Origin of the sequence: Flavobacterium sp. CG_23.5 (assembly GCF_017875765.1) — a bacterium.
Classification (GTDB): domain Bacteria; phylum Bacteroidota; class Bacteroidia; order Flavobacteriales; family Flavobacteriaceae; genus Flavobacterium.
The window spans coordinates 1,535,857-1,560,972 of sequence record NZ_JAGGNA010000001.1 but is presented as its reverse complement, the minus strand read 5'-3'; the positions used below and the strand labels follow the sequence as shown (position 1 = coordinate 1,560,972).

At 34.4% G+C, this 25,116-nt stretch carries 21 protein-coding genes; 11 read left to right on the top strand and 10 right to left on the bottom strand.

The genetic code is table 11. The annotated features are described in order from the left end of the window. Positions 1-3: 3 nt before the first annotated feature. From H4V97_RS06665 to H4V97_RS06645, 5 genes are all read left to right on the top strand, one after another. Positions 4-705 carry a class I SAM-dependent methyltransferase gene (locus tag H4V97_RS06665; protein ID WP_209549271.1) on the top strand — a complete coding sequence of 234 codons (702 nt, stop codon included), beginning with the start codon at positions 4-6 and terminating at the stop codon, positions 703-705. Between the two features lie 4 nt (positions 706-709). Then, the gene (locus H4V97_RS06660; protein ID WP_209549270.1) at positions 710-1,804 is read left to right on the top strand and encodes a glycosyltransferase; all 1,095 of its coding nucleotides are present in this window, start codon (positions 710-712) and stop codon (positions 1,802-1,804) included. Between the two features lie 76 nt (positions 1,805-1,880). Beyond that, the gene (locus H4V97_RS06655) at positions 1,881-3,227 is read left to right on the top strand and encodes an O-antigen ligase family protein (RefSeq protein ID WP_209549269.1); all 1,347 of its coding nucleotides are present in this window, start codon (positions 1,881-1,883) and stop codon (positions 3,225-3,227) included. Between the two features lie 473 nt (positions 3,228-3,700). Next, a complete protein-coding gene (locus tag H4V97_RS06650; RefSeq protein WP_209549268.1) occupies positions 3,701-5,095 on the top strand; it encodes an exopolysaccharide biosynthesis polyprenyl glycosylphosphotransferase in 1,395 nt (464 codons plus the stop codon). A 573-nt stretch (positions 5,096-5,668) separates the two neighbouring features. Continuing rightward, positions 5,669-6,118: an endonuclease domain-containing protein gene (locus tag H4V97_RS06645; protein WP_209549267.1), complete on the top strand. Its 450-nt coding sequence runs from the start codon at positions 5,669-5,671 to the stop codon at positions 6,116-6,118. A 451-nt stretch (positions 6,119-6,569) separates the two neighbouring features. On the opposite strand, the gene H4V97_RS06640 is transcribed toward H4V97_RS06645, so the two are convergent. Both H4V97_RS06640 and H4V97_RS06635 read right to left on the bottom strand, forming a co-directional pair. Next, the gene (locus H4V97_RS06640; RefSeq protein ID WP_209549266.1) at positions 6,570-7,709 is read right to left on the bottom strand and encodes a DUF4105 domain-containing protein; all 1,140 of its coding nucleotides are present in this window, start codon (positions 7,707-7,709) and stop codon (positions 6,570-6,572) included. Between the two features lie 561 nt (positions 7,710-8,270). Further along, a complete protein-coding gene (locus tag H4V97_RS06635) occupies positions 8,271-9,257 on the bottom strand; it encodes a PorV/PorQ family protein (protein WP_209550283.1) in 987 nt (328 codons plus the stop codon). A 277-nt stretch (positions 9,258-9,534) separates the two neighbouring features. On the opposite strand from H4V97_RS06635, the gene H4V97_RS06630 reads away from it, so the two are divergent. The 4 genes from H4V97_RS06630 (at position 9,535) to H4V97_RS06615 (ending at position 12,903) form a co-directional block, all read left to right on the top strand. Continuing rightward, positions 9,535-10,245, top strand: coding sequence for a CDP-alcohol phosphatidyltransferase family protein (locus H4V97_RS06630; protein ID WP_209549265.1), 711 nt, complete (start codon positions 9,535-9,537; stop codon positions 10,243-10,245). An 858-nt stretch (positions 10,246-11,103) separates the two neighbouring features. After that, complete coding sequence (locus tag H4V97_RS06625) at positions 11,104-11,436, top strand: hypothetical protein (RefSeq protein ID WP_209549264.1); 333 nt, start codon at positions 11,104-11,106, stop codon at positions 11,434-11,436. 129 nt (positions 11,437-11,565) lie between these two features. After that, complete coding sequence (locus tag H4V97_RS06620; protein ID WP_209549263.1) at positions 11,566-12,429, top strand: glycoside hydrolase family 25 protein; 864 nt, start codon at positions 11,566-11,568, stop codon at positions 12,427-12,429. A 102-nt stretch (positions 12,430-12,531) separates the two neighbouring features. Continuing rightward, entirely contained in the window at positions 12,532-12,903 is a 372-nt protein-coding gene (locus H4V97_RS06615; protein WP_209549262.1) for a four helix bundle protein, read from the top strand. A gap of 280 nt (positions 12,904-13,183) precedes the next feature. Here the strand turns inward: H4V97_RS06615 and lptB are convergent, their stop codons facing one another. The 4 genes from lptB to H4V97_RS06595 form a co-directional block, all read right to left on the bottom strand. Next, positions 13,184-13,924, bottom strand: coding sequence for an LPS export ABC transporter ATP-binding protein (gene lptB / locus H4V97_RS06610; protein WP_209549261.1), 741 nt, complete (start codon positions 13,922-13,924; stop codon positions 13,184-13,186). Between the two features lie 161 nt (positions 13,925-14,085). Next, positions 14,086-14,439 carry a carboxymuconolactone decarboxylase family protein gene (locus H4V97_RS06605; RefSeq protein WP_209549260.1) on the bottom strand — a complete coding sequence of 118 codons (354 nt, stop codon included), beginning with the start codon at positions 14,437-14,439 and terminating at the stop codon, positions 14,086-14,088. Next, positions 14,432-15,268 (bottom strand): twin-arginine translocase subunit TatC, encoded by an 837-nt coding sequence (tatC, locus tag H4V97_RS06600; protein WP_245345203.1) that lies wholly within the window; start codon positions 15,266-15,268, stop codon positions 14,432-14,434. Before tatC ends, H4V97_RS06605 begins: the two co-directional genes overlap by 8 nt. Continuing rightward, positions 15,268-16,233, bottom strand: a complete 966-nt coding sequence (locus H4V97_RS06595; RefSeq protein ID WP_209549259.1) for an SIS domain-containing protein — start codon at positions 16,231-16,233, stop codon at positions 15,268-15,270. The genes tatC and H4V97_RS06595 overlap by 1 nt, the downstream gene beginning before the upstream one ends. A gap of 85 nt (positions 16,234-16,318) precedes the next feature. On the opposite strand from H4V97_RS06595, the gene recQ reads away from it, so the two are divergent. After that, a complete protein-coding gene (recQ, locus tag H4V97_RS06590) occupies positions 16,319-18,514 on the top strand; it encodes a DNA helicase RecQ (RefSeq protein ID WP_209549258.1) in 2,196 nt (731 codons plus the stop codon). A 113-nt stretch (positions 18,515-18,627) separates the two neighbouring features. On the opposite strand, the gene H4V97_RS06585 is transcribed toward recQ, so the two are convergent. Then, positions 18,628-18,861, bottom strand: a complete 234-nt coding sequence (locus tag H4V97_RS06585; protein ID WP_209549257.1) for a hypothetical protein — start codon at positions 18,859-18,861, stop codon at positions 18,628-18,630. A 207-nt stretch (positions 18,862-19,068) separates the two neighbouring features. On the opposite strand from H4V97_RS06585, the gene H4V97_RS06580 reads away from it, so the two are divergent. After that, positions 19,069-20,631, top strand: coding sequence for an NAD(P)/FAD-dependent oxidoreductase (locus tag H4V97_RS06580; RefSeq protein WP_196849297.1), 1,563 nt, complete (start codon positions 19,069-19,071; stop codon positions 20,629-20,631). Between the two features lie 83 nt (positions 20,632-20,714). Here H4V97_RS06580 and H4V97_RS06575 read toward each other — a convergent pair whose 3' ends face one another. The 3 genes from H4V97_RS06575 to H4V97_RS06565 form a co-directional block, all read right to left on the bottom strand. After that, on the bottom strand, positions 20,715-21,098 hold the full coding sequence (locus H4V97_RS06575) for a cupin domain-containing protein (protein ID WP_196849296.1): 384 nt from the start codon (positions 21,096-21,098) through the stop codon (positions 20,715-20,717). A gap of 571 nt (positions 21,099-21,669) precedes the next feature. Continuing rightward, entirely contained in the window at positions 21,670-22,629 is a 960-nt protein-coding gene (locus H4V97_RS06570) for a quinone oxidoreductase family protein (protein ID WP_209549256.1), read from the bottom strand. Beyond that, positions 22,629-25,097, bottom strand: coding sequence for an ATP-binding protein (locus H4V97_RS06565; RefSeq protein ID WP_209549255.1), 2,469 nt, complete (start codon positions 25,095-25,097; stop codon positions 22,629-22,631). The genes H4V97_RS06570 and H4V97_RS06565 overlap by 1 nt, the downstream gene beginning before the upstream one ends. Between the last annotated feature and the right edge of the window lie 19 nt (positions 25,098-25,116).

Here is a 25,116-nt window from a genome sequence, read left to right as displayed (position 1 = left end):
GATATGTATTCAGAAGGTATTTATTTTGAAAACCCAAACCGCCATAGTGAGGATGCTATATATAAAGTAAAATCGATTAAAAAAGTATTATTTAACTATTTAAAAACTAATAATATTCAGCTATCCTCCTATGCAGATGTGGGTTGTGGTTCAGGAGAAATAATTAAGTTATTAGGGATGGAATTAAAAATGAATTTTCAGTCTCTTCAAACTCTAAAAGGTTTTGATGTCTCTCCGCATGTTAAAAAATTAAATTATGATAATGTTGAATTTTTATTTCAAGATTTCACTAAATCAACTGAAAAATTTGATTTAGTAACCTTAAATGATGTCTTTGAACATGTACCTAATCCAATATCTTTTTTGACCGAAGTTGGGAAAAGAGCAAAATATGTAGTTATGCATATCCCATTGGAGGATTGCTTATCCGTAAATGTTAGAAATTTACAAAAGAAAAAAATTAAAGATCCAGGACATTTGGTTTTTTTGAACGTTAATTCGGCTTTTAACCTAATAACATTTTCGGGTTTGAAAATTGTGGATTACGATTATTCTATTGATTCAATTAATGCACCCTCAAATAACACTACTGTTTTGCAAAAAATAGCATACCCGTTTAAATATAGTCTTTTAATGATAAATCCATATCTGTTTTCTAAAATTTTTGGGAGTAGTTTAATTGTTATTGCTGAAGGAATTTTATAAAAAAATGGAAAAGAATTATAAAATACTTCAAATTGTGGATTCATTAGATATTGGTGGGACCGAGCGAATGAGTGCCAATATTTATAATGCACTCACTTCTAGTAATATTCAGAATTATCTGGTTGTTTCTAGAAATATTGGCCCTATTTATAATTTTATTAATGAAAAAGATAATGTGGTATTCTTAAACAAGAAAGGTGTTTTAGATTGTTTTGCATTTTTCAAACTTTTCAAATTAATTTCAAAATATAGACCATCCATCATTCATGCACATCAAACTTCAATTTATTGGGCTTTTATATTAAAATCACTAATTCCGGGGATAACTGTTATTTGGCATGATCACTGGGGTTTTAGTGATTTATTAAAAGATTCTGACAGGAAAATCATTAAGTTTTTTTCTTTTTTAATGGATGGAGTGATTTGCGTAAACGATAAAATCAAAGACTGGAATATTCAAAATTTAAAAATAAATAAAAAGTACATTGCTTATATTCCAAATTTCCCGTTGATTCAGGTAGATCAAAAAAGCCACAATGAAATTCCAGTAATTTTGTGTTTAGCCAATATTAGAGACCAAAAAGACCATCTTAATTTAATTGCAGCATGCGCATTGTTGAAAGATGAAAATATTAAATTTAAATTGCATTTAGCGGGTTCATTAGAAGATAAAGAGTGGGTTGAAAAAGTTAAAAAAAAGGTGACTTTGTTAAACCTTAACAACGATGTTGTTTTTTTAGGTCCTGTTATAAATATTTCTGAACTTTTAAGTAAAGCAGACGTGGGGGTGCTTAGCTCTGTAAGCGAAGGATTGCCAGTGTCGCTTTTAGAATATGGTTTAGCAGGATTACCTGTCGTTTGTACAGACGTCGGCCAATGCAAAGAAGTACTGGGGAATGGAGAATTTGGCTGGGTTGTACCCTCTAAGTCACCACAAGAATTAGCAATTGCGATTAAAGAGGCGCTTTCGGATAAAATAGTAGCAAATAAAAAAGCAGAAGGTTTAAATCATAACATTATTAAAAATTATGGCTCTACAATGTTTATGGAGAAATATTTTAGTTTACTTAACAAAATTAATAATTCGGATGTACAATAAATTGATTTTGACATCTGCTTCGTATTTCTAGTTTTATATTATAGTCTATGATACTTATTAGTAAATATAGTTACAAATGAAAAAAGAGGATCTTTCCTATCTCTATTTAATTCTTTTCCATGTTGCTATTGGTGCAATGGGATACCTATTGCCTTTTACCACTAAAATATATGGTTATTCTATTTTTATATTTGGAGTATTGTACATTATCAAAAAGCAAAACAGGAATAATGAAGCACTTATTGTAGCTGCTTATGTAGTCGGCAGTGAAGTTTTCTTAAGGATGACTGGTGGTAATCCATTATATGAAATTACAAAATATGGGGTGATGGTTTTTATTTTCATCGGAATGTATTTCAGTGGATTCTCCAAGGGGGCTGCGCCCTATTGGTTGTTTTTGTTATTGTTGGTTCCTAGCGTAGTGTTGTCTGTATTTGTATTAGATTTTGACACTGATATTAGAACAACGATAGCTTTTAACATTTCGGGTCCGGTATGTTTAGGAATAGCATCATTATATACTTACAGGCGTAAACTGCCAGCAGAGCAAATGAACGACATACTGCTCAGTATGGGGCTGCCTATTATTAGCTGTATGATCTATTTAACATTTTACACCCCTGATATTCGGGATGTCATTACAAGTACACAATCTAATTTTGAGACTTCGGGGGGGTATGGTCCGAATCAGGTGGCAACTGTTTTAGGGTTAGGAATGTTTATTTTTTTCTCCAGAGTTATAATAGAATCCAAAACAAAATTTCAAGTAGTGATTAATTTAATACTTGCTTTGAATATTGCTTATCGCGGTATGATTACTTTTTCCCGTGGGGGAATGATTACAGGATTTCTAATGATTGTACTTTTATTACTATTTCTATATTTTAAGTCCAATTATAGTGGCCGAGTGAAACTGAATTATATTGTTGTCTTGATGACATTAGCGCTTATGGCTACTTGGGGTTATACCTCTTTTCAGACGGGAGGGCTCATCAATAAACGGTATGCCAATCAAGATGCGAAAGGAAGAACGAAGGAAGATAGATTTACCGGTCGTGAGGAAGTGGCTAAAAGTGAAATTGATATGTTTTTGAAGAATCCTATATTTGGTGTAGGCGTTGGAAAGGGTACTGAAGTTCGTTTAGCTGAAACGGGAACCAGTGTTTTATCCCATGATGAAATTACCCGTATGTTGGGAGAGCATGGTTCTTTGGGGGTTATGGCCTTATTGATTTTATTTTTTACCCCGCTGGTTTTGTATTTAGAAAATAAGTTCAATATGTATTTGTTGTGTTTTGTTTTGTTCTGGTTGTTGACGATTAATCATGCCGCTATGCGGACCGCAGCACCTGCCTTTGTCTATTCGCTGTCTTTGTTGAATGTGCAGCTAGGGAGTCCTACAAAAGTTAAAAAGGAAGAGTGAAGATTAGAAGCGTATTAAGTATTAGGTATTAAGTATTAAGTTGATGTCTCGAAAATTTAGAATTTGTTGATTCGTATCTTCGATAGTGTATTTTTTTTTTTTGCACCCTTTAGTCCCGAAGCTTCGGGAGGGGAAGGCAAAAAAAGAAATTCAGCTATTTTAGTTTTGCTTCTTCATAATTTTCGTTTTACCCCGTCCCTAAAGGGAGCCGAAAATTTAGGACTTATGTTTTACTCCATCCCAATTTTCGTTTTACCCCTCCCGAAGCTTTGGGACTAAAAAGAGTCGAAAATTTGGAGAGTGTTGATTTATAAGTTGGATTTTGTATTTCTTTTTTGTTCTATTACATTGCTAATTCTCCACTAATAAATAAATTACTTCGTTAAAAAATAAATTTGTTAAAAAAATTAACATTTCTTCGAATGATATGAGTTCAAAATGGCTAAATTGCAGCTCAAACCAGAATTAGAAACATGTTATCAATAGACAAAATGCATTTTGAAATATCAGAAAGGAAGATGATTCTTCGTCTTTTTGATGTTTTAGGTGTCTTGACAGCGTTGTTTATAGTAGGCTATTTTTTTAATTTTGACTATTTCAGCAGTATCACAACCAATCTTTATTGGACTTTAGTTTTAGCGATTTACCTCAGTCTTTTTGGCACTATATTCGAAATGTATAACCTTCAAGTGGCCAGTAATCAATTTCAAGTATCCAGAAGTTCTCTTCTTACTGCCACAACCACGGTTTCCATCTATTTGCTTACCCCTGTTTTTACTCCTGAATTGCCTTCCAAAAGAATACAAATTTTCTTGTTTTATTTAGTTGTCTTTTTGTCGTTATTTTTTTGGCGTATGATTTATGTGAAGTTTCTAGCCTCTAATAGGTTTCTTCAAAATGCCTTATTAATATGTGATCAGGAGCAGGTGGAAGAGTTGATTTTAGGATTGGAAAACATAGACCCACATTATAAAATCATTGCGTTCGTTAGTGCCGATGCTGCCCAAGAGAATATGACGGACTACCAATATGTACAACAAATTAAGAGAGACGATTTGTTTTCATTTGTCAAAGAAAATTCGATTTCTGAAATTGTGATTGCGTCCCAAAAAACAGAAGGGATCACTACTGAATTGTACCAACAATTACTTCAATTATTAGAGACCGGAAATATTATTAGGGAGTATACTCAAGTGTACGAAAGCAAGACACAACGTATTCCGGTGCATTATATGTCGAAAGATTTTTACCGCTATTTTCCTTTTAGCAGAAGCAATAACAATAAACTATATTTATTAGTGGTGCGACTTTTTGAAATAGGTATTTCCATACTTGGATTGACTGTTGGCCTGATTTTGTTTCCAATAATAGTACTAGGTAATGCGATAGGAAACAGAGGGAAGTTGTTTTATACCCAAGAAAGAGTTGGTCGAGATGGGATTGTGTTTGAAATTTTAAAATTCCGTACGATGATCAGTAATGCCGAAACTAACGGAGCGGTTTTTACCACTGTCAATGATTCAAGGATAACTGGTTTTGGAAAATTCTTACGGAAAACCAGGATAGATGAATTTCCCCAATTTATCAATATTCTTAAAGGCGATATGGCCGTTATAGGTCCGCGTCCCGAACGTCCTTTTTTTGTTAAGGAAATAGCTGAAGTAATGCCTTTTTATGAAACCAGACATATTATAAAACCAGGTCTTACCGGTTGGGCACAAGTAAATTATTCCTACGGCGATACCATTAGCGATAGTTTAATTAAGTTGCAATACGACCTTTATTACATTAAACATAGGAGTATTTTCTTGGATTTGAGTATTGCTTTTAAGACCATTACGACGGTATTGTTTTATAGAGGACAGTAGATTTATTATCTATTATTATTATTATTATTATTATTATTATTATTTATTAAGAGGTAACGAAATAATTTATTTTATTAAATCTGTCCATACAATCGTAAAACTTCCTTCTTCAATATTCCAAATTCCATGTTCAAAATTTACGGATAATGTTGAATAGTTAATATACAAATTATGCGATTTTAAAGGACACACCCCTAGCAGCTATAACTCCCTATATTATTTTGTTTGGAGTCGTTGAATTTTTGATTTCAAGAGGGAATGCGATTTCGTAAATCGTTTCTTTATGTTTCTCATATTACATAGTTTTAAAACCTAAAAGTTATTTAAATAAGTCACTCCACTTCTTAATTCCCCTCCTGAGAGGGCCTAGGTGTGTATTTTTCAAAAAGCATTCTTAAAATCTAAAAGTAATTTTAAAGAAGTAATCCCACTTCTCAATTCCCCTCTTGAGAGGGGCTAGGGGTGTGTTTTTTCTTGAGTTAAATAAAATAATCAGTTAGAGACTGTCTTTTTATTTCCATCTACACAAACACATCACTAAAAAAACTATTTTTATAAGGATAAAAATAGTCTATGGCGAAAAGAAAAATAATACCATACAACGCAAAATTGATAGCATTTGCAAAGAAACTTAGAAATGATTCTACTGAAATAGAGATATTTCTTTGGTTAAAATTGAAGGGGAAGCAAATGTATGGCTACGATTTTCATCGTCAAAAGCCTATCGATAATTATATTCTGGACTTTTTTTGTTACGAATTGATGTTGGGAATAGAGGTAGATGGTTATTCTCATGAGTTTCTAGAAGTATATAACAAAGATACATTGAAAGAAAAGCGAATGAATCAATTAGGAATAACTGTTTTACGTTTTAGTGATGAACAGGTTTTGAGGGATATGGAAAACGTATTGCGTGCTATTGAGTTTTATGTTTTTGAATATGAGAAAAAAATTGTAGCTCCACCTATCGGACACACCCCTAGCCCCTATAACTCCCTATATTATTTTGTTTGGAGTCGTTGAATCTTCGATTTCAAGAGGGGAATACGATTTCGTGATTGTATTCTTTCTGGTTTTCATAACAAATAGGGCTAAAAAGAAAAAGCATTTTAAAGAAGTAATTCCACTTTTCAATTCCTCTCAAGAACATGTTGCGGGTGTGTTTTCAAAAAGTATTCTCTAAATGTAAAAGTAATTTTAAAGAAGAAATTCCACTTCTCAATTCCCCTCTTAAGAGGGGTTAGGGGTGTGTTTTTCAAAAATCATTTCAAAATCCAAAAGCATTTTAAAAAAGTAATTCCACTTCACAATTCCCCTCTTGAAATCGAAGATTCAACGACTCCAAACAAAATAATATAGGGAGTTAAAGGGGTTAGGGGTGTGTTTTTCAAAAAGAGTAGATAATCCAAAAATTATCTAAATCAATACTTCCACTTCTTTATTCCCTCTCTTTTGGAGAGGGTTAGGCTGATAATCATATAATTATGGGAACTCGTTTTCTATTTTGAATCGCCAATCTCACTAATAATACTGCACTGGTAATTACGAGAGGCAATACAATCATAAGATGCGCTTTGTTAATCATGATAACCAAATAAATCAACAACGATAAAAGATTGAATAACGCCAGATTGTAAAGCCATTTTCTATTTTTAGTATGGTATAAATAAAGAAGGGACAGTAAGATTGGGTTAAACAGTAACATATTATAATTATAGGCTAGTTCCTGATGAAACGAATAAAATCCCGCAAACAGAAAGAATACTCCTAATAGGGCCATAATAGTAAGATAAAAAGCAGCTACACTTTTCTTATTTATTAAAATAACAAAACCAAGAAATAAAAGATACGTATATACATTATTCCACCAAGAAGTATTCATTTCTTTACCAAATTCAAGTATGGTTTTGTTTTCTCGGGCAAGCGGTTGATTTTGAAAAGAGACCTTTTTTAAACTTTTCTGTAATTCAAACGGTAGGAAGATTTGCGTTCCCAACTCATCTACTTTTTTTCCAAAAATAATGCTGGTACCTAATTTTTCATAAAAATGATTGTCAAAATAAGGATAGAGTATGGTTCTGTATGTAATATCGGTGTCCGTTTTTTTTACAATGGCAACGGTATCCAGTGTTTTATTGATAATGTCAACGACCATAGACGTACAATTTTTATCAATAAATTTATAAGTGTAATGACTTTCTCCAGAAGCCAAAGAAGTATTCAAATTATCAAATAATTTTTGTTTTAGATTTGGCGCAATGTTTAATTCCTGCTCGTACACAGATCTTTTTTCGTACTGGTATTGATTGATGAAATCGGCATAGGAATTGGCGACAGCAAAATATTGTAAATCTCCTTTTATGAATTTCAATACAAAATTAGGAGTGCCAAAATCAAAAGCACCATAATTATATACGACGTCAATATTGTTGAAGGGATCGCTTATGCGAATCGCCGTATGTCCAAAAAGCGAATAGGATTCATTCCCGGTTCCGCAAGTAATTACGCTGACATGCCCCTCTTTTGACAGTAAAAGGTTTTGTCCAAAACTATAGTTTACAGTTAAAAACAAGAGTATAAAAAAGGAAATTTTCTTTAAAGAAGTTATATTCATTTGGGAATAGTATTAAATAGGAACACTTGTAACACAGAGTGAACAAATTTACATGGATTTTTTAGTTCAGCAAAAGTTAAGTGGAATTTTACTAATTGTTTTGTGTAAATCAGTATCGTAAATAAAAGATTACGTGAAGTTCGCTACTAGTTACTTGTAGTTTTCACCGCTAATACGCTAATTATTTTTAAACAAATAGAAGCATAGGTTTTTTATTTTCAAAGACAATATAAGTGCGTTTCACTTTTTATATATTCATCGGAATCAAGGATTTAAGTACCTTTTATTGTGCCGTTAGCCACTAGATATCGGTAGAATTTCAATTTAAAATTTGTTCGCGTGCCGTAGGTACGCAACTGCTATTGTTTTTGTTGCGTACCTACGGCACGCTAAATTCGTTTCGATTTCTTTATCCACCAAAATGTAGTGCCCAATGGCAAATTTCAACCCTTAATTCGCATGACACATTATTATGTATTGTTGTACCGCTAATGCGTTAATTATTTTCTTTTTTTTAATTAGTGAATTGGCGGTAGATTTTGTTTTATACGGGACAACAGTTTAATTTCTAAAAAGACTTAAATCCACTTTTACCGAAAAAATATTCGAATACAAAGCAGTACTTTGGTTGCCTAAATCGGTTAGGGCATAATCTACTTGAATGCCTTTGTATTTAAATCCTAATCCGATATTAGGTTGAAAACCCACTTTTTCGCTGTTATCCAGTTGTTGCACGTTTTGGAAATTCCCTACGCCTGCACGCAAGAAAACCAAATCGGTATAGCCAAATTCAAATCCTATCGCGGGATCAATACTGACAAAATCAGTGGAGATAACATCATTGGTTTTGGTAAAGCGCATGTTCATATTGGCAGCAGCCAAAATACTGTAATCATAATGTATAATAAATTTCTTGGCTATTCCCAATTGTGCTTTTGGAGCAGTAATCTCCGTGCTTTCCGGTAATTCCTGATTTTGACCAGGGATGGCATCGGAAATTTTTTTGTATTCGGCCTCGTCAATATTCCAAACATTGTAGGTAGTTGTAATGTCGCGGAGCATTAATCCAAATTGCCAATTATTTTTTTCGAATTGTAAACCGGCGTCAAAACCAAAGCCCCACGAATTGGCAAATTTCCCGATGATTCTTCGGATCACTTTAGCATTTACGCCGTATTGAAATCCCGGAACCGGTAATTTTCGGGCGTAGGAAAACGTAAAACCATAATCGGCAGTAGAAAAAAGACTGATTCGGTTGTAGTCAATATTACCTTGGCTGTCAATCAATTCGGTTGTATTTAAAATATCATCTACACCAAAACGGATTAATGAAATTCCCCAAGCACTTCGGTCATCGATTGGACTGGCGTAGGCCATATAATCGTATTGGGCAATGTTAGCAAAATAATTAGCATGCATTAACGATATTTGGTGATCCTCAAGATGAATTAAGCCCGCAGGATTCCAATAGCCAGAATTTACGTCATTGGTGGATGCAACAACGGTATTTGACATGCCTAATGCAGCGGCATCAACGCCAATATTCATAAACTCGTTAGAGTATTTTCTGACGGCTTGACTGTAAGTAGAAATGCAAACCGACAGCAACAGAAATAAGAAAGCTTTTTTCAAAGGAACTTTTTTTACAGACAGAAAGTCTGTTTAATTTTTATCAAAAATATAATTTTTTACTGAGCTTATTTCTTCCTTTTGTCAAATAAATGGTAAAGTGGAAATCGCTGTTTAAAATCTCTAGTAAAAAACGTACTTCTCATTCACTTATTATGTTAAATTTGCCAACATTGAAACGCTAAACTGTCGAACTATGAATATTAAAAAGCACATCCCGAATTTAATTACCTTACTCAACCTTTTTTGTGGCTGTATTGCAATCGTTTTTGCCTCAAGACAGGATTTTGAAATGGCTTTTTATTTTGTTTGTCTTGGTATATTTTTAGATTTTTTCGATGGTTTTTTTGCCAGATTGTTCAAAGTTTCGAGCCCGCTGGGTTTACAATTAGATTCTTTGGCAGATATGGTAACCAGTGGCGTAGTGCCTGGATTTGTTATGTTTTTTTTGCTTTCAAGCAGTCAACATGAGATTTCAGTTCATCCTATGATTCCTTATTTGGGGTTCATTGTTACTTTAGGTTCCTGTTATCGCTTGGCTAACTTTAATATCGACACCCGTCAAACAGATTCTTTTATAGGCTTGCCAACGCCCGCGAATGCACTTTTTATTCTGAGTCTGCCTTTGGTTTTGAAATATTCAGATTCTATATTCACACTGGAAATTTTGACTAATCAATGGATTTTATTTGCCATAACGTTATTAAGTGCTTATATCCTGAATGCGGAGATTCCTTTATTTTCTTTAAAACTTAAAAAGTTTAATTTTAAAGACAATGCACTTCAAATTGTGTTTTTATCTCTTTCTCTATTGTTGTTATTTTTCTTTCAGTATTTAGGGATTCCGTTATTGATTATACTTTATATTTTACTGTCGGTGCTAAATAATAAAATGGCAATAAAGTAGTCCGTTGGTTTTTGATGGTTTTTTCTTCAGTTCATTATTTTTGGATGCATTTTTGTTTTATTTTACGGCACAAAAAAAAACTACCATTGACGTTTTTTTGAAAGTAAAAAATCATGACTTACTAATTTTTCCTTTTGTCTTGATTACTCACGAGTTAATAATTTATTGTAGTTCGTGAATTCATGATGTCAAAAGAAACAAAAAATATTCATTGGTTATTATTTTTTTTAATTTTTTCTTTTGTCTTGATACAAAAGAAACAAAAAGTCAAGCCTGAATATTTTTATCCCAAAAATCATCGGACGAATTTGCCTATCGCGATCCCAGCCGCTCGTGTTTCACACTCGACTCGGGGGTCACTCCCTGCTGCCAGCGCTGAAATCCTTACCGTGATTTTTTGGTGTAAAAAGATAAGGGCGGGTAGAGGATCAGTTGTTACAAACTATTTTTTATCTGAACATCATTTTTTCTTTTGTCTTGATTACTCACGAGTTAATAATTTATTATAGTTCGTGAATTCATGATTTCAAAAGAAACAAAAAATATTCATTGGTTATTATTTTTTTTAATTTTTTCTTTTGTCTTGATACAAAAGAAACAAAAAGTCAAGCCTGAATATTTTTATCCCAAAAATCATCGGACGAATTTGCCTATCGCGACCCCAGCCGCTCGTGTTTCACACTCGACTCGGGGGTCACTCCCTGCTGCCAGCGCTGAAATCCTTACCGTGATTTTTTGGTGTAAAAAGATAAGGGCGCGTAGAGGATCAGTTGTTACAAACTATTTTTTATCTGAACATCATTTTTCCTTTTGTCTTGATTACTCACGAGTTAATAATTTATTGTAGTTCGTGAATTCATGATTTCAAAAGAAACAAAAAATATTCATTGGTTATTATTTTTTTTAATTTTTTCTTTTGTCTTGATACAAAAGAAACAAAAAGTCAAGCCTGAATATTTTTATCCCAAAAATCATCGGACGAATTTGCCTATCGCGACCCCAGCCGCTCGTGTTTCACACTCGACTCGGGGGTCACTCCCTGCTGCCAGCGCTGAAATCCTTACCGTGATTTTTTGGTGTAAAAAGATAAGGGCGGGTAGAGGATCAGTTGTTGCTATTGCTATTTCTTCATGTCTTCAAATATTTGACGCTCGACTGCTGAAGTTAAGGACGGTTGAATCTCGTAAATAATAGCAATTTGATTTATAATTTAATAAAAACATAGAATGTCATTTTATATTGCTTTTTTTGTAAAAAATTAGGCCTCGAACAAAAGTTCTGAATAATTGTACCTAAAGATTTAATAAAGTAGTTTTTTGCATGAGAAAAAAGATAGTCAGAAAGCGAACTGTATCGATTCGTAAACCAAAAAAGAAAGCGTCTGTTTTCTCTGCCAAGGGTATACGTTTATCGATTGCTGCTTTTTTTTTGCTGGTTCTTATTGGAATTGGATATCATTATCGCAATGGAATAGCCTATTATTTCAGTTTTAAATCGGATAAAATTCTAAAGGAAGAAGCCGAAGCGAAACGTATTTCAGATGTTCGAAATTTTCAGGTTCTGGAAAAAAGTGACGGAAAGAGTATCGGTTTGGATGTTTCTGAATACCAAGGTAAAATTCAATGGTCTTATGTGGACACTTTAGAAAATAAATATCCTTTAGACTTTGTGTTTATCCGTGCAACCGTGGGAAAAGACAGAAAAGATCTTCAGTTTAAGCGGAATTGGCTTGGCGCCAAAAAAAATAAAATGATTCGGGGCGCCTATCATTATTACCGTCCCAATGAAAACTCTATCGAGCAAGCGGAGCTTTTTATTAAAACGGTTACACTTCAAAAAGGGGATTTACCACCTATTTTAGACATTGAAAAATTACCTAAAAACCAATCCTTAGACAGCTTGAAACTAGGTTTGAAGCGCTGGTTAAAAGCGGTGGAATTGCATTATAAAGTAAAACCTATCATTTATACCGGTGAAAAATATTATGATGATTTTTTAAAGGATGAGTTTAGTGACTATCTTTTTTGGATTGCCAACTATAATTTTTACAGAGAGAAAATTGATTCCGACTGGTTGTTTTGGCAATTTACTGAAAAAGCAGCTGTCCCTGGAATAAAAGGAAATGTTGATGTTAATATTTACAATGGTGATTTAGAGCAGTTGCGGTTTATTACGGTGGAGTAGTTTTTTAGTGGTCAGTGATCAGTGTTTAGTGATCAGTATTCAGTGATCAGTAATCAGTGTAGAGTAACCAGTAAATAATAATCGGTTTTAAATAACATAAGTATGAAATTCCAAGATTTATTAGCATATCAGAAATCATTTTCATTAGCGATGAAAATTTTTGAAATAACAAAACTATTTCCAAAAGAAGAAATGTATTCTTTAACGGATCAAATTAGGCGTTCTTCAAGAAGTGTACCTACTAATATTTCAGAATCTTACAGGAAAAGGGTGTATCCCAGAAGTTTTCATAGCAAATTAACCGATTCGGATGCTGAAAATTCTGAGACTCAAGTTTGGCTAGAATTTTCTCTTAAATGTAACTACTATATAAATGAAAGCATTTACAATGAATTGATAAACGAAAGCAATGAAGTTGGAAAACTAATAAATTACATGATTTTAAATCCTCAAAAATTTGGGGTAGCCCTGTAGGAAAGTATGTAGTAATCAGTATTCAGTGATCAGTATTCAGTGATTAGTATTCAGTATTCGGTTTTTAAAAAAAATGTTAGTTGAACAGTAATTAGTGAATACTTTTTTAGAGATGAACACTTTGTCAAAACTGAACACTTTCTCAGGCCTGAACACTGAACACTGATTACTGACCACTTTTTTAGAGCTGATTACTGTCGCAGAACAGAAGACTGAACACTTTTCCTTTATCAGGCCTGAACACTGAATACTGAACACTTTCTCCTCTCTGACACTTTTACTAAAACTCCAGCTTCTTCTTTCTCAATTCGAAGTTCTGTCCAAGGTATACACGACGTACCATTTCATCTTCAACTAGTTCTTCAGGAATACCGGCTTTTAGGATTCCCCCTTCAAACATCAAATAAGTTTTATCTGTAATCGCCAGTGTTTCTTGTACGTTGTGATCGGTGATTAGAATACCGATGTTTTTATTTTTTAGTTGGGCTACAATTCGTTGAATATCTTCCACGGCAACGGGATCGACACCGGCGAAAGGTTCATCAAGTAATATGAATTTGGGGTCGGTGGCAAGACAACGGGCAATTTCGGTTCGACGACGTTCTCCACCCGAAAGTAAATCACCACGATTGGTGCGAATATGTTCTAAACTAAACTCGTCAATCAAGCTTTCCATTTTGGCAACCTGCTCTTCTTTTGATAGTTTAGTTAATTGTAACACACTCAAGATATTGTCTTCGATACTTAATTTTCTGAAAACAGAGGCTTCCTGTGCCAAATAACCTATTCCCTGCTGGGCTCTCTTATACATTGGATAATCGGTAATATTCAAATCATCGAGGAATATGTTGCCCGAATTTGGTTTTACCAATCCAACAATCATATAAAAGGAGGTCGTTTTCCCGGCACCATTTGGACCCAAAAGACCCACAATTTCACCTTGGTTCACTTCCACAGAAATGCCTTTTACAACACTTCTTCCTTTATAGGTTTTTACAAGATTTTCGGCTCTTAATTTCATGATTTTAATTAGATAATTAGATAATTTGAAAATGAGATAATTTAAATTATAGAATTTAGATTTCCCGTAATCATTAAGGTTTATAACTTGGAACCAGATTTTAAACAAATAAAAGGATAAATAAATAATCCTATCAACTAATTAACAAATTGTTACATTTTCTAATTATCTGATTGGCTTTCCAATGCTTCCCAGAATTCGTACGCTCTGCGTAAATGAGGAACAACGATAGTTCCACCTACAAGTGTAGCGATTCCCATAGCTTCCATCATTTCTTCCTTGGTTACCCCTTCTTTGAAACTAGTTTCCAAGTGGTATTTAACACAATCATCACAACGCAAAACCGCTGATGCGACTAATCCAAGTAGTTCTTTGGTTTTTACATCTAATGCGCCCGCTGCATAGGCATTGGTATCCAAATTAAAAATTCGTTTTACAATTTTATTATTGTCAGCCAATAATTTTTCGTTCATCTTAGAACGGTAGTCGTTGAATTCTTCTATAATATCAGACATTTTCTATTTTTTTTTGATTACGTACAACAAGTTTTGAAATTAAGATGCTTGCTTCATATATTAATAACATCGGTATCGCGACAATTGTTTGGCTAACCACATCGGGCGGCGTAACAATTGCGGCAACAATAAGTATTATAATTACAGCATATTTCCAGTATTTCCTTAAAAATGTGGGTGTTACTAAACCCAATTTTGTTAAGAAATAAATCATTATTGGCATTTCAAAAAACAATCCGCTTGCTAACACCGATGTTTTCACCATTCCTAAATAGGAATCCAGAGTAAATTGGTTTTTTACAATGTCACTTACAGTAAATGTAGCCAAAAAATTGACGGACATCGGGATTACTACATAATACCCAAATAAAACTCCTAAAAAGAAAAGTAATGACGAAATGAATATAAATATTTTAGCATTTTTTCTTTCTTTTTCATACAAAGCGGGACCGATAAATTTCCAGAGTTCAAATAAAATATACGGAAAACTCAAAATAAAACCTGCCAGAAGACACATCCAGACAAACATATTTACCTGGCCCTCCATTTCTGTGTTTTGAATGATAAAAGGCATTTCGGTGATACAAATACTATCTGCAAAACCTAATTGATGCGATAAATCACAAAAAAAAGTGTAGGTAATAAAAGTAGGTCTTGTAGGTCCAAATATGATAATATCAAATAGATAATCACTTATGAAATAAGTAAGAAAAGCCATTACTATTACAGCTATTGTACTTCGGACCAGCAACCATCTTAATTCTTCAAGATGGTCTAAAAAGGACATTTCATTTAAATTTTTCTTCTCTTTAATAATTTTTTTTGTCATTATACTATTCCCTCTTTTAAAATGTCATGTAAATGCAATACTCCTTTGTACTCGCCATTGTCAATGACAACTAATTGTGTTATAGAAAAATCTTCAAGTATATTCAATGCATCTACAACCATAGCTGTAGAAGCGATTAATTTTGGGTTTTTAGTCATAATGTCTTTGGCAGTCAATTCAGTGAAGGAATCTCTTTCATTCAACATTCTTCTAATGTCACCATCGGTAATAATTCCGATGACCATATTATCCTCGACCACTGCAGTTACTCCAAGACGCTTTTCTGAAATTTCGAAAATTACTTTTTTGATAGGTGCATCCGGACTCACTGAAGGTTTTAAAGTGTGTTCCAACATGTCTTTTACACGAAGTAATAATTTTTTGCCAAGAGCACCTCCAGGGTGATAAATCGCAAAATCTTCTGGTTTAAAATGGCGCATTTCCATCAGGCAAACGGCCAAAGCATCGCCCATCACTAATTGTGCAGTGGTGCTATTTGTGGGTGCTAAGTTGTTCGGACACGCTTCTGCATCAATCGTGGTATTCAAAATAAAATCGGAACCTTTGGCAAGAAAAGAGGTCATATTTCCGGTGATAGCAATTAAAGTATTACCAAAGCGTTTCAATAGTGGAACTAAAACTTTTATTTCTGGACTATTACCACTTTTTGAAATACATATTATCACATCTTCGTTTTGAACCATGCCTAAATCACCGTGAATGGCTTCAGAAGCATGTAGAAAAAGTGATGGCGTTCCAGTGGAATTGAATGTGGCGACCATTTTTTGAGCAATAATGGCACTTTTTCCTATACCGGTAACCACTAATCTCCCTTTGCAATTAAAGATACTTTGGGTGGCGCTAATGAAGTTTTCATCAAGATAATCAGTGAGTTTTGCAATAGATTCACTTTCAGATATAATGGTTTTTTTGGCACTCGCCAAGATATTTTCTTTAGTTATCAAAACAGAATGTTTAAAATTTGTAGGTTTAAAAGAAATTTGTATCTTTATGTGATGCAAATTTAGACAAAATACCACATAATCAAGAATGAATTCAAACGAAATTGACATACACAAAGAATTAAAAAAATATTTTGGCTTTAGCCAATTTAAAGGATTACAAGAACAAGTTATTAAAAGTCTCCTTAATAAGCAGAACACCTTTGTGATTATGCCCACTGGAGGAGGAAAATCACTCTGTTACCAACTACCCGCTTTAATTCAAGAAGGAACTGCTATCGTGGTTTCTCCTTTAATCGCTTTGATGAAAAATCAAGTGGATGCCATTCGAAGTTTATCTTCTGAAAATGGTGTTGCTCACGTTTTAAACTCTTCACTTACCAAAACCGAAATTGCTCAGGTTAAAAAAGATATCACTTCTGGCTTGACAAAATTGTTATATGTTGCCCCTGAATCCTTAACAAAGGATGAATATGTGGCTTTTCTACAAACCGTGACTATTTCATTCGTCGCTATAGATGAAGCCCATTGTATCTCAGAATGGGGACATGATTTTAGACCGGAATACAGAAATCTAAAACACATTATTAAGCAATTAGGGGATGTACCTATTATTGGTTTGACCGCTACGGCTACACCAAAGGTTCAGGAAGATATCCTTAAGAATCTAGATATGACTGATGCTACTACTTTTAAAGCATCATTCAACAGACCCAATTTATATTACGAAGTACGTACCAAAACGAAAAATATTGAATCGGATATTATTCGTTTCATAAAACAGCATAAAGGCAAATCAGGAATTATTTACTGTTTGAGCCGTAAAAAAGTGGAAGCCATTGCCGAAGTTTTACAGGTAAATGGGATAAGCGCGGTTCCCTACCATGCTGGACTAGATGCGAAAACTCGTGCCAGACATCAAGATATGTTTCTTATGGAAGATGTTGATGTGGTGGTAGCAACAATCGCTTTTGGAATGGGAATTGACAAACCGGATGTTCGTTTTGTTATTCATCATGATATTCCTAAATCTCTGGAAAGTTATTATCAGGAAACTGGTCGTGCTGGTCGCGACGGGGGTGAAGGGCATTGTCTAGCCTATTACTCCTATAAAGATGTGGAGAAATTAGAAAAATTCATGTCGGGTAAACCTGTTGCTGAACAGGAAATTGGATTTGCTTTATTGCAGGAAGTGGTGGCTTATGCCGAAACGTCTATGTCCAGAAGGCGATTTTTACTGCATTACTTCGGAGAAGAATTTGATGATGTAAATGGAGAAGGAGCTGATATGGATGATAATGTCAGAAACCCCAAAACAAAGGTGGAAGCCATAGATGAAGTGGTGAAACTATTGGAAGTAGTTCGAGATACAAAACATTTATATAAATCAAAAGAAGTGGTGTTTACGCTGATTGGTCGTGTAAATGCAGTTATAAAGGCACATAGAACCGATACGCAATCTTTTTTTGGATGCGGTTCAGACCATGATGAAAAATATTGGATGGCTTTGCTTAGACAAGTTCTTGTGGCTGGCTATTTATCTAAAGACATTGAGACTTATGGAATCGTAAAAATCACCGATAAAGGATTGGATTTTATTAAAAACCGCGAATCCTTCATGATGTCTGAAGATCATGAATACAATGAAACCGAAGACGAAGCAATAGTAACTGCAGCGAAATCGACAGGAGTTGCTGATGAAGCATTGATGGGTATGTTACGTGACTTACGTAAAAAAGTGGCTAAGAAATTATCGGTTCCGCCGTTTGTAGTTTTCCAAGACCCGTCACTTGAGGATATGGCACTTAAATATCCTATTTCTGTGGATGAATTAATCAATATTCACGGTGTTGGGGAAGGGAAAGCAAAAAAATATGGTAAGGAATTCCTAGAACTAATAAGTCGTTACGTGTCAGATAATGATATTATCAGACCGGATGATCTAGTGGTTAAATCTACAGGAGTAAACTCGGTAAATAAATTATACATTATTCAAAATATAGACAGAAAATTATCACTTGATGATATCGCTTCCGCAAAAGGATTAAAGATGGACGATTTGATTAAAGAAATGGAACAAATTGTCTATTCCGGAACCAAATTGAATATAAAATATTGGATTGATGATATGCTGGATGATGATCAACAAGAAGAAATTCACGACTATTTTATGGAATCCCATTCCGATAATATCGAAGAAGCACTCAAAGAATTTGAAGGAGACTATGATCTTGACGAATTGCGACTGATGCGAATAAAATTCATCAGCGAAGTGGCTAATTAGTGGTCAGTTTGCAGTCGCAGTGATCAGTTTGTAGTCACAGTAATCAGTGTTCAGTCGCAGTGTTCAGTTTAGTAATTAGGGGTTTCTGCAATCTGATGACTGATTACTGTCAACTAAAAAAGTTCTCCGCGGTGCGGTTTTAAAGCATCGCGAACTTGAATCATATTTTCATCTGTGACCACCATGAAAGCGATGGCCTGCATTTCGCCTTGAATTTCAAAACCGGTAATATTTAAAGGCAATTTTTCAATTGCAATGTATTCTTTCAAATGAATTTCGTGGTGTTCAGCTGTTTTTGCAGCAGCGGGTCCGCGAAAATCCCATATTAATTTTATTTTTCTAGACATTTTTCTCTAAGATTAATCGGTTAACGGTTTAACGGTTTTGAAGGGACAAAGTTACAAAGTCTAATTCGAAAAAGAAGCAATTTGAAAAATTGAAAACGGATTCTGCTTTCCATAAGAAGAAGTCAGTTCAAAATACTACTTTTGTATTCTGGATTATTTCAGACATTTTTTAAAGTCTAATAATCTAAAATCGAACAATCAATTAAAATGCCTCAAGAACTTCTATTACAAGTTACTCCCGAAATAGCCGCAAACGACTTGTTGCTAAAAGATTATTTATCCAAACAAATTAAGGTTGCCGTTAAGGAAATCCAACATGTTTCTATATTGAAGCGATCTATTGATGCGCGTCAAAAAGCGATAAAAATGAATTTGAAAGTGGCTATCTATCTGAACGGAGAACCTTTTCAAGAGCATAAAATTCAACTTCCCGATTATAAAAATGTTTCAGCAGCTCAAGAAGTCATTGTTGTAGGTGCCGGACCAGCGGGTCTTTTTGCCGCTTTGCAATTGATAGAATTGGGTTTGAAGCCAATAGTAATTGAGCGCGGAAGGGATGTTCGAGGTCGTCGACGTGATTTGAAAGCTATTAATGTGGATCATCTGGTAAATGAAGATTCTAATTATTGTTTTGGCGAAGGTGGTGCAGGAACCTATTCGGACGGGAAATTATACACGCGTTCCAAAAAACGTGGCGATGTAACGCGGATTCTGGAGTTGTTTGTTGCTTTTGGGGCTTCAGCCGATATTTTAATTGAAGCGCATCCTCATATTGGAACCAATAAATTGCCTCAAATTATTCAGGATATTCGGGAGAAGATAATCGAATATGGCGGACAAGTTTTGTTTGAAACCCGCCTAACTGATATTTTAATAAAAAATAATGAAGTGCAAGGTATCGTCACTCAAAAAGGAGATACGATTCTTGCCAATAAAATTATCTTGGCCACAGGGCATTCTGCCCGTGATATATTTGAATTACTGGACAGAAAGCAAATTTTTATCGAAGCAAAATCTTTTGCCTTGGGCGTAAGAGCCGAACATCCACAATCGCTAATTGACAGTATTCAATACAGTTGTGATTATCGTGGGGAACATTTACCACCAGCGCCATATTCGATTGTGAAACAGGTAAATGGTCGCGGAATGTATTCTTTTTGTATGTGTCCAGGTGGTGTGATTGCACCTTGTGCCACAAGTCCGGGAGAAGTGGTGACTAATGGCTGGTCTCCGTCAAAAAGGGATCAAGCTACCGCCAATTCTGGAATTGTAATCGAATTAAAACTGGAGGATTTTAAGCCATTTGCCAAATTTGGTGCTTTGGCAGGTATGGAATTCCAAAAAAGTATTGAGCAACGCGCTTGGCATTTGGCAGGCGAAACCCAAAAAGTTCCTGCCCAACGAATGATTGATTTTACTCAAAACAAAGTGTCGTCAGAAATTCCTAAAACATCTTATGTTCCCGGAACTACATCAGTAGAAATGGGTCAGGTTTTCCCTGGTTTTTTAACTCAGATATTGCGCGAAGGCTTTACTGAATTCGGAAAATCCATGCGCGGTTACTTGACTAATGAGGCGATACTTCATGCCCCAGAAAGCAGAACATCTTCCCCAGTTCGTATTCCTAGAGATCCATTAACCTATGAACACGTTCAAATAAAGGGTTTGTATCCATGTGGTGAAGGGGCAGGTTATGCGGGAGGAATTATCTCAGCCGCGATTGATGGAGAAAAATGCGCTTTGATGATAAAAGAGAGCATCGGGAAATAATTTTTTTCAAAAATAAAACGTTTTATCTTAAAAAGTAAGTAGCCTAATGCAGGCTGCTTACTTTTTATTTTTAATATAAATTGTTATTTTTTCATAACAGGTTTTATTTCAGTCACGACCAGTTTTACGGTATTCTTTCCAATGTTTTTCCCCATATGAGTAACAGGAGCAATATACAGCACATCTCCCGATTTCATTTTGACAATTGTTGCCGGTTTGCCTTTTTCGGTAATCTGTAATGTTCCATCGGTTAAGGCATAAATGGTGTGTTGCGGATGGCTGTGCCATGCCATTGTTTGACCTGGAGCAAATTCAACAGACATGACCCTTACTTTATCATTCTCCAGAAGGATTTTTTTATACACTTTCGGATTTACTTTCATTGGATCTTGTGCGTGCATGACTGTGCTCATCATTAGGAATAATCCAATAAGCAGTGAGATTGAAATCGTTTTAATTGTTTTCATTTTAGTTGTTTTATTGATTAAACATAGTTGGGCAATGTTTGTGTTGCCTCTTTTTTAAAATATTTTCACATTAATTTTATAATGGAAATAGAATTATACAGTATAATAAATTTATTTTATAAGACAAGACCATTCTGATTAATTAGAAAATAATAGATGCCGTTATTAAAGTAGGTTTGAATTGAGGCTTATGGGGTTTTGCCTTTTTTGATAATTGTTGCGTTTTTGTTTTAATAGGTATTGTCAGTGCAGTAGACAGCTCCTTTTTTAGGACTACTAATTTACGAAAAAATAGTGAACTAGAAATATTTAAACAAGTTTTTGTTTTGTAACTAATTGATTTTTAATTAAATATATCTATTTTTTTAGATTTTAAAATTATTTAAGTTCAATTGGTACACTTGAAATTATATTTTTGAAAAAAAAAGTTTTTTGCAGGATTTGCGTGAGGGATAGTAGTGGAAATCCTCCCGATTTTTCATCGGGAGATTGCAACGGATAGCCCGGCTCGCTTTTTTCAGCGAGACACGCCCAAAATAATATTTATATGATAGTTCTCGAATTCTAATTTTTATGGAATCAGAATTATTTTACCGGTACTTTTTCTGCTTTCTAGGTAATCATGTGCTTTTTTGCCTTCTGAAAGTTTAAAAACAGTAGGAGGAGCGATGGTGATTTCTTTGTTGTTAATCCATGTAAATAGCTGATGTGCCCTTTTGATGCGTTCTTCTTTGGTATTCAGGTAACTCCATAAGTCACCGCCGGTTAACGTTTTTGAAGAATCCATTAACATTCTTGGGTTCACAAAATCAGGATCGCCGCCAGCCATACCAAAAAAGACGACTTGTCCACGCGCTTTGGTTACTTCGAAACTATCGCTCAAGGTGCTGCCAATACTATCATACACTACATCCACTCCATTTGGACAAAAGGACACAACGTGTGTTTTCCAATCGTCCGAATATAAAAACACTGCATCGGCTCCGTTTTTCAATGAGGTTTCTGCTTTCTCGGCAGAAGAGGTTAATCCAATAACTTTTGCTCCCAGTAATTTGCTTATTTGCGTTAGAAATTGACCAACTCCACCTGCAGATGCATGAATAAGTACGGTTTCTCCTTTTTGAGTTTTATGACTATCGGTTGCCAGATAATGGGCTGTTAATCCTTGTAATAGAATGGTTGCGGCAGTTTCAAAAGGAATTGTATCAGGTAATGGAATAACATGGGCAACAGGGACAGCCACTAATTCCGCATTGGAAAAAGGAGAGTCAGCGAATGCAATTCTATCTCCAATTTTAAAACCGCTTTGATTATTAGCATCCACAACAATACCCGCTCCTTCATAACCTGCAATGAATGGTGGATTTCCTTTAAGATGGTAATTTCCTTTTCGGCGGTATACGTCTGCGAAGTTCAAGCCAATAGCTTTCATTTCGACTAATATTTCGTCGCTTTTAAGTATTGGGTTTGGGATATCAATATATTCAAGAACTTCAGAAGTACCAAAAGTTGAAAAGGTTAATGCTTTCATTATTTTATGGTATTAGATTCTTTTAAACAGCCAATGATTTTATTGTATAATATTTTTTCGTCGATGGGTTTGGATACATAATCGTTCATTCCAGCCGCTTTACATTTTTCAACATCTACAGAAGTCACATCTGCGGTAAGTGCAATTATGGGGATGTTCGAATTTAGCTCATTACGTATGTATCTTGTGGCTTCAAAACCGTTCATGACTGGCATTTGTAGATCCATCAGTATAATGTCATAGGTGTTTTTTTGTAGTTTTTCAACAGCTTCTTTACCATTATTGGCCATGTCGATTTCATAGCCAAAGTCCAACAATATTATTTTTATTAAAAGTTGATTCAAAGCAATGTCTTCTGCCACAAGCACTTTTACTTTGCCGGTTGTTCTTGTTTCCTGAGGGATTTCTTGGAAAAGTTTGACTTCTTCTTTTATTGCTTTGACTTCTGATTTTATTTTGTCAAAAGTTAAAACAAAGCTAAAGTCAGATCCTTTACCTTCTTCACTATTAACAGTGATTGTTCCTCCCTGAAGTTCTACAAGTTGTTTGGTAATTGCCAGACCGAGACCCGTTCCTCCAAAGGAGTTGCTGGTTCCAACTGTTGCTTGTTCGAAATTATTAAAAATATCAGCGAGTCTGTTTTTAGGAATTCCAATGCCTGTATCAGTAATTAGGAATTCAATAGTTACTTTTTCAGTATCCTGATCTACCAATCGTAAACATATCGCTATTTTTCCTTTTGAAGTAAACTTTACTGCATTACTCATCAAATTCAAAATAATTTGGCGTAAACGCATGGGGTCACCTATTACATTTAACGGAATAGTAGCATCATATTCATGATGTAATTCTAAATTTTTTTCCACTATTTTAGCTTCAAAAAGATGTAGCATGGTAGCAATAGAATTGGACAAACTAAAGGCTGTTTTCTCAAAAGTCATTTTTCCGGCGTCGACCTTGGCAATGTCCAGAATGTCATTAATTAATACAATCAATGCATCTCCTGATTCTTTAATCGCGTTGATGTATTCTTTTTGCGATTCATCTAAATCAGTTTTTAAAACCACATTAGTAAACCCAATAATGGCGTTCATTGGAGTTCTGATTTCATGACTCATATTAGACAAAAACTGTTGTTTTGACTTAACCGCTTCCTCCGCAATTTTAGTTTTTTGCTCTGCTTTAATTTTTGCTTCAATCAGTTCATTTTTTGCAGAAACTTGCGTGGTGACGTCAGACGCTATAATGGTAACGCCAGAAACAGTTTTATCTGCTTCATGATATGGTTGATAGACAAAATTGAAATACTCATTGACTATTTTGCCATCTCGTACTAATGGTACAGGGAGTTCATAACCGTAAAAGGGAATTCCTGTTGAATATACTTCATCGAGCAGTAAAGGGAATGAGAGGTCTTTGAGTTCGGGTAATATATCGATAAATTTTTTACCTTCAACGTTGTTTCCCTTTCCCCAGATTTCTTTTATACTAGCATTTGCAAGAGTGACTACCATATCTTTACCTTTCAATATTGCTATGGCAAAAGGCGATTCCATCAGCATCATATTGTACCGTTTTTCGCTATCTTCAATTTTCTTTAGTGCTTTTTTTTCAATATCAAGTTGTTCTTCTAATACTCTTTTTTCTTTAGACTGTAACGCAAATCCCAATCTTCGGACCTCTGTAATATCTTTAATTGTAAAGAGAAGTAATTGTTTGTCTTGGTTTTTTTTAATAATTGGATTTGCGTTTACTAACATTGATTTTTCACCAATGTGAGGAAATGTAATTTTAATTTCTAAATCATCAACGTTTGCTTTATCAGTAGCAGTTGTTTGTAGTAATTCATGGATTTCGGGTATGTCCCAGATTCCATTTTCTAATTCAAATATGGATTTACCCTTGGTTGCTTCTTTGGTAACTAAGAATTTTTTGTAGAATGATTTGCTGGCTGATTTTACCTTAAAATCTTTTTTCAAAACCAACATGGTTTCATGAATGGTAGCAATAATTGCTTTTGAAAAATCATACGATTCCCTCAACTTTTGATTGGTGGAAGTAAGTTCTTTATTTTGGGTGACATCTTCAACGCGATGGATGATATACTTTACATTGTTATTTTTGTCGAGGATTGGAGAGTTAACAGGGCTCCAAAATCGCTCTTCAAATTCACCACCTTCCGATTCCGGTTTTCTGATATCGTGTTTTTGGATTTGCATTATATCGGTAACCTTGCTTTTAAGAACCTGAATCAGAGAAGCTTTCACATTGGTAATTGCTTCTGAATTTTTATTGCTGGGATTATCAGGAAATACATCAAACATATTACGGCCGACGATGTTTTTTCTTTCCGTCATTGTGACTTTTAAATAAGCGTCTGTTGCAGTTACAATATTAAATTTAGTGTCTAAAACTAATAACAATGCTGGCGACTGTTCAAATAAATCTAGATAATCATTTTCGTCCATAAATAGCGCAATGTTGATT

Coding starts and splice junctions, on each gene's coding strand:
- H4V97_RS06640 (WP_209549266.1), bottom strand. CDS start 7,709: ATGAATATAACTTCTTTAAAGAAAATTTCCTTTTTTATACTCTTGTTT.
- H4V97_RS06655 (WP_209549269.1), top strand. CDS start 1,881: ATGAAAAAAGAGGATCTTTCCTATCTCTATTTAATTCTTTTCCATGTT.
- H4V97_RS06575 (WP_196849296.1), bottom strand. CDS start 21,098: ATGAAAACAATTAAAACGATTTCAATCTCACTGCTTATTGGATTATTC.
- H4V97_RS06650 (WP_209549268.1), top strand. CDS start 3,701: ATGTTATCAATAGACAAAATGCATTTTGAAATATCAGAAAGGAAGATG.
- recQ (WP_209549258.1), top strand. CDS start 16,319: ATGAATTCAAACGAAATTGACATACACAAAGAATTAAAAAAATATTTT.
- H4V97_RS06570 (WP_209549256.1), bottom strand. CDS start 22,629: ATGAAAGCATTAACCTTTTCAACTTTTGGTACTTCTGAAGTTCTTGAA.
- H4V97_RS06585 (WP_209549257.1), bottom strand. CDS start 18,861: ATGTCTAGAAAAATAAAATTAATATGGGATTTTCGCGGACCCGCTGCT.
- H4V97_RS06625 (WP_209549264.1), top strand. CDS start 11,104: ATGATTTCAAAAGAAACAAAAAATATTCATTGGTTATTATTTTTTTTA.
- H4V97_RS06635 (WP_209550283.1), bottom strand. CDS start 9,257: ATGAATATTGGCGTTGATGCCGCTGCATTAGGCATGTCAAATACCGTT.
- H4V97_RS06620 (WP_209549263.1), top strand. CDS start 11,566: ATGAGAAAAAAGATAGTCAGAAAGCGAACTGTATCGATTCGTAAACCA.
- H4V97_RS06660 (WP_209549270.1), top strand. CDS start 710: ATGGAAAAGAATTATAAAATACTTCAAATTGTGGATTCATTAGATATT.
- H4V97_RS06615 (WP_209549262.1), top strand. CDS start 12,532: ATGAAATTCCAAGATTTATTAGCATATCAGAAATCATTTTCATTAGCG.
- H4V97_RS06630 (WP_209549265.1), top strand. CDS start 9,535: ATGAATATTAAAAAGCACATCCCGAATTTAATTACCTTACTCAACCTT.
- H4V97_RS06645 (WP_209549267.1), top strand. CDS start 5,669: ATGGCGAAAAGAAAAATAATACCATACAACGCAAAATTGATAGCATTT.
- H4V97_RS06580 (WP_196849297.1), top strand. CDS start 19,069: ATGCCTCAAGAACTTCTATTACAAGTTACTCCCGAAATAGCCGCAAAC.
- tatC (WP_245345203.1), bottom strand. CDS start 15,268: ATGACAAAAAAAATTATTAAAGAGAAGAAAAATTTAAATGAAATGTCC.
- H4V97_RS06605 (WP_209549260.1), bottom strand. CDS start 14,439: ATGTCTGATATTATAGAAGAATTCAACGACTACCGTTCTAAGATGAAC.
- H4V97_RS06565 (WP_209549255.1), bottom strand. CDS start 25,097: ATGGACGAAAATGATTATCTAGATTTATTTGAACAGTCGCCAGCATTG.
- H4V97_RS06665 (WP_209549271.1), top strand. CDS start 4: ATGTATTCAGAAGGTATTTATTTTGAAAACCCAAACCGCCATAGTGAG.
- lptB (WP_209549261.1), bottom strand. CDS start 13,924: ATGAAATTAAGAGCCGAAAATCTTGTAAAAACCTATAAAGGAAGAAGT.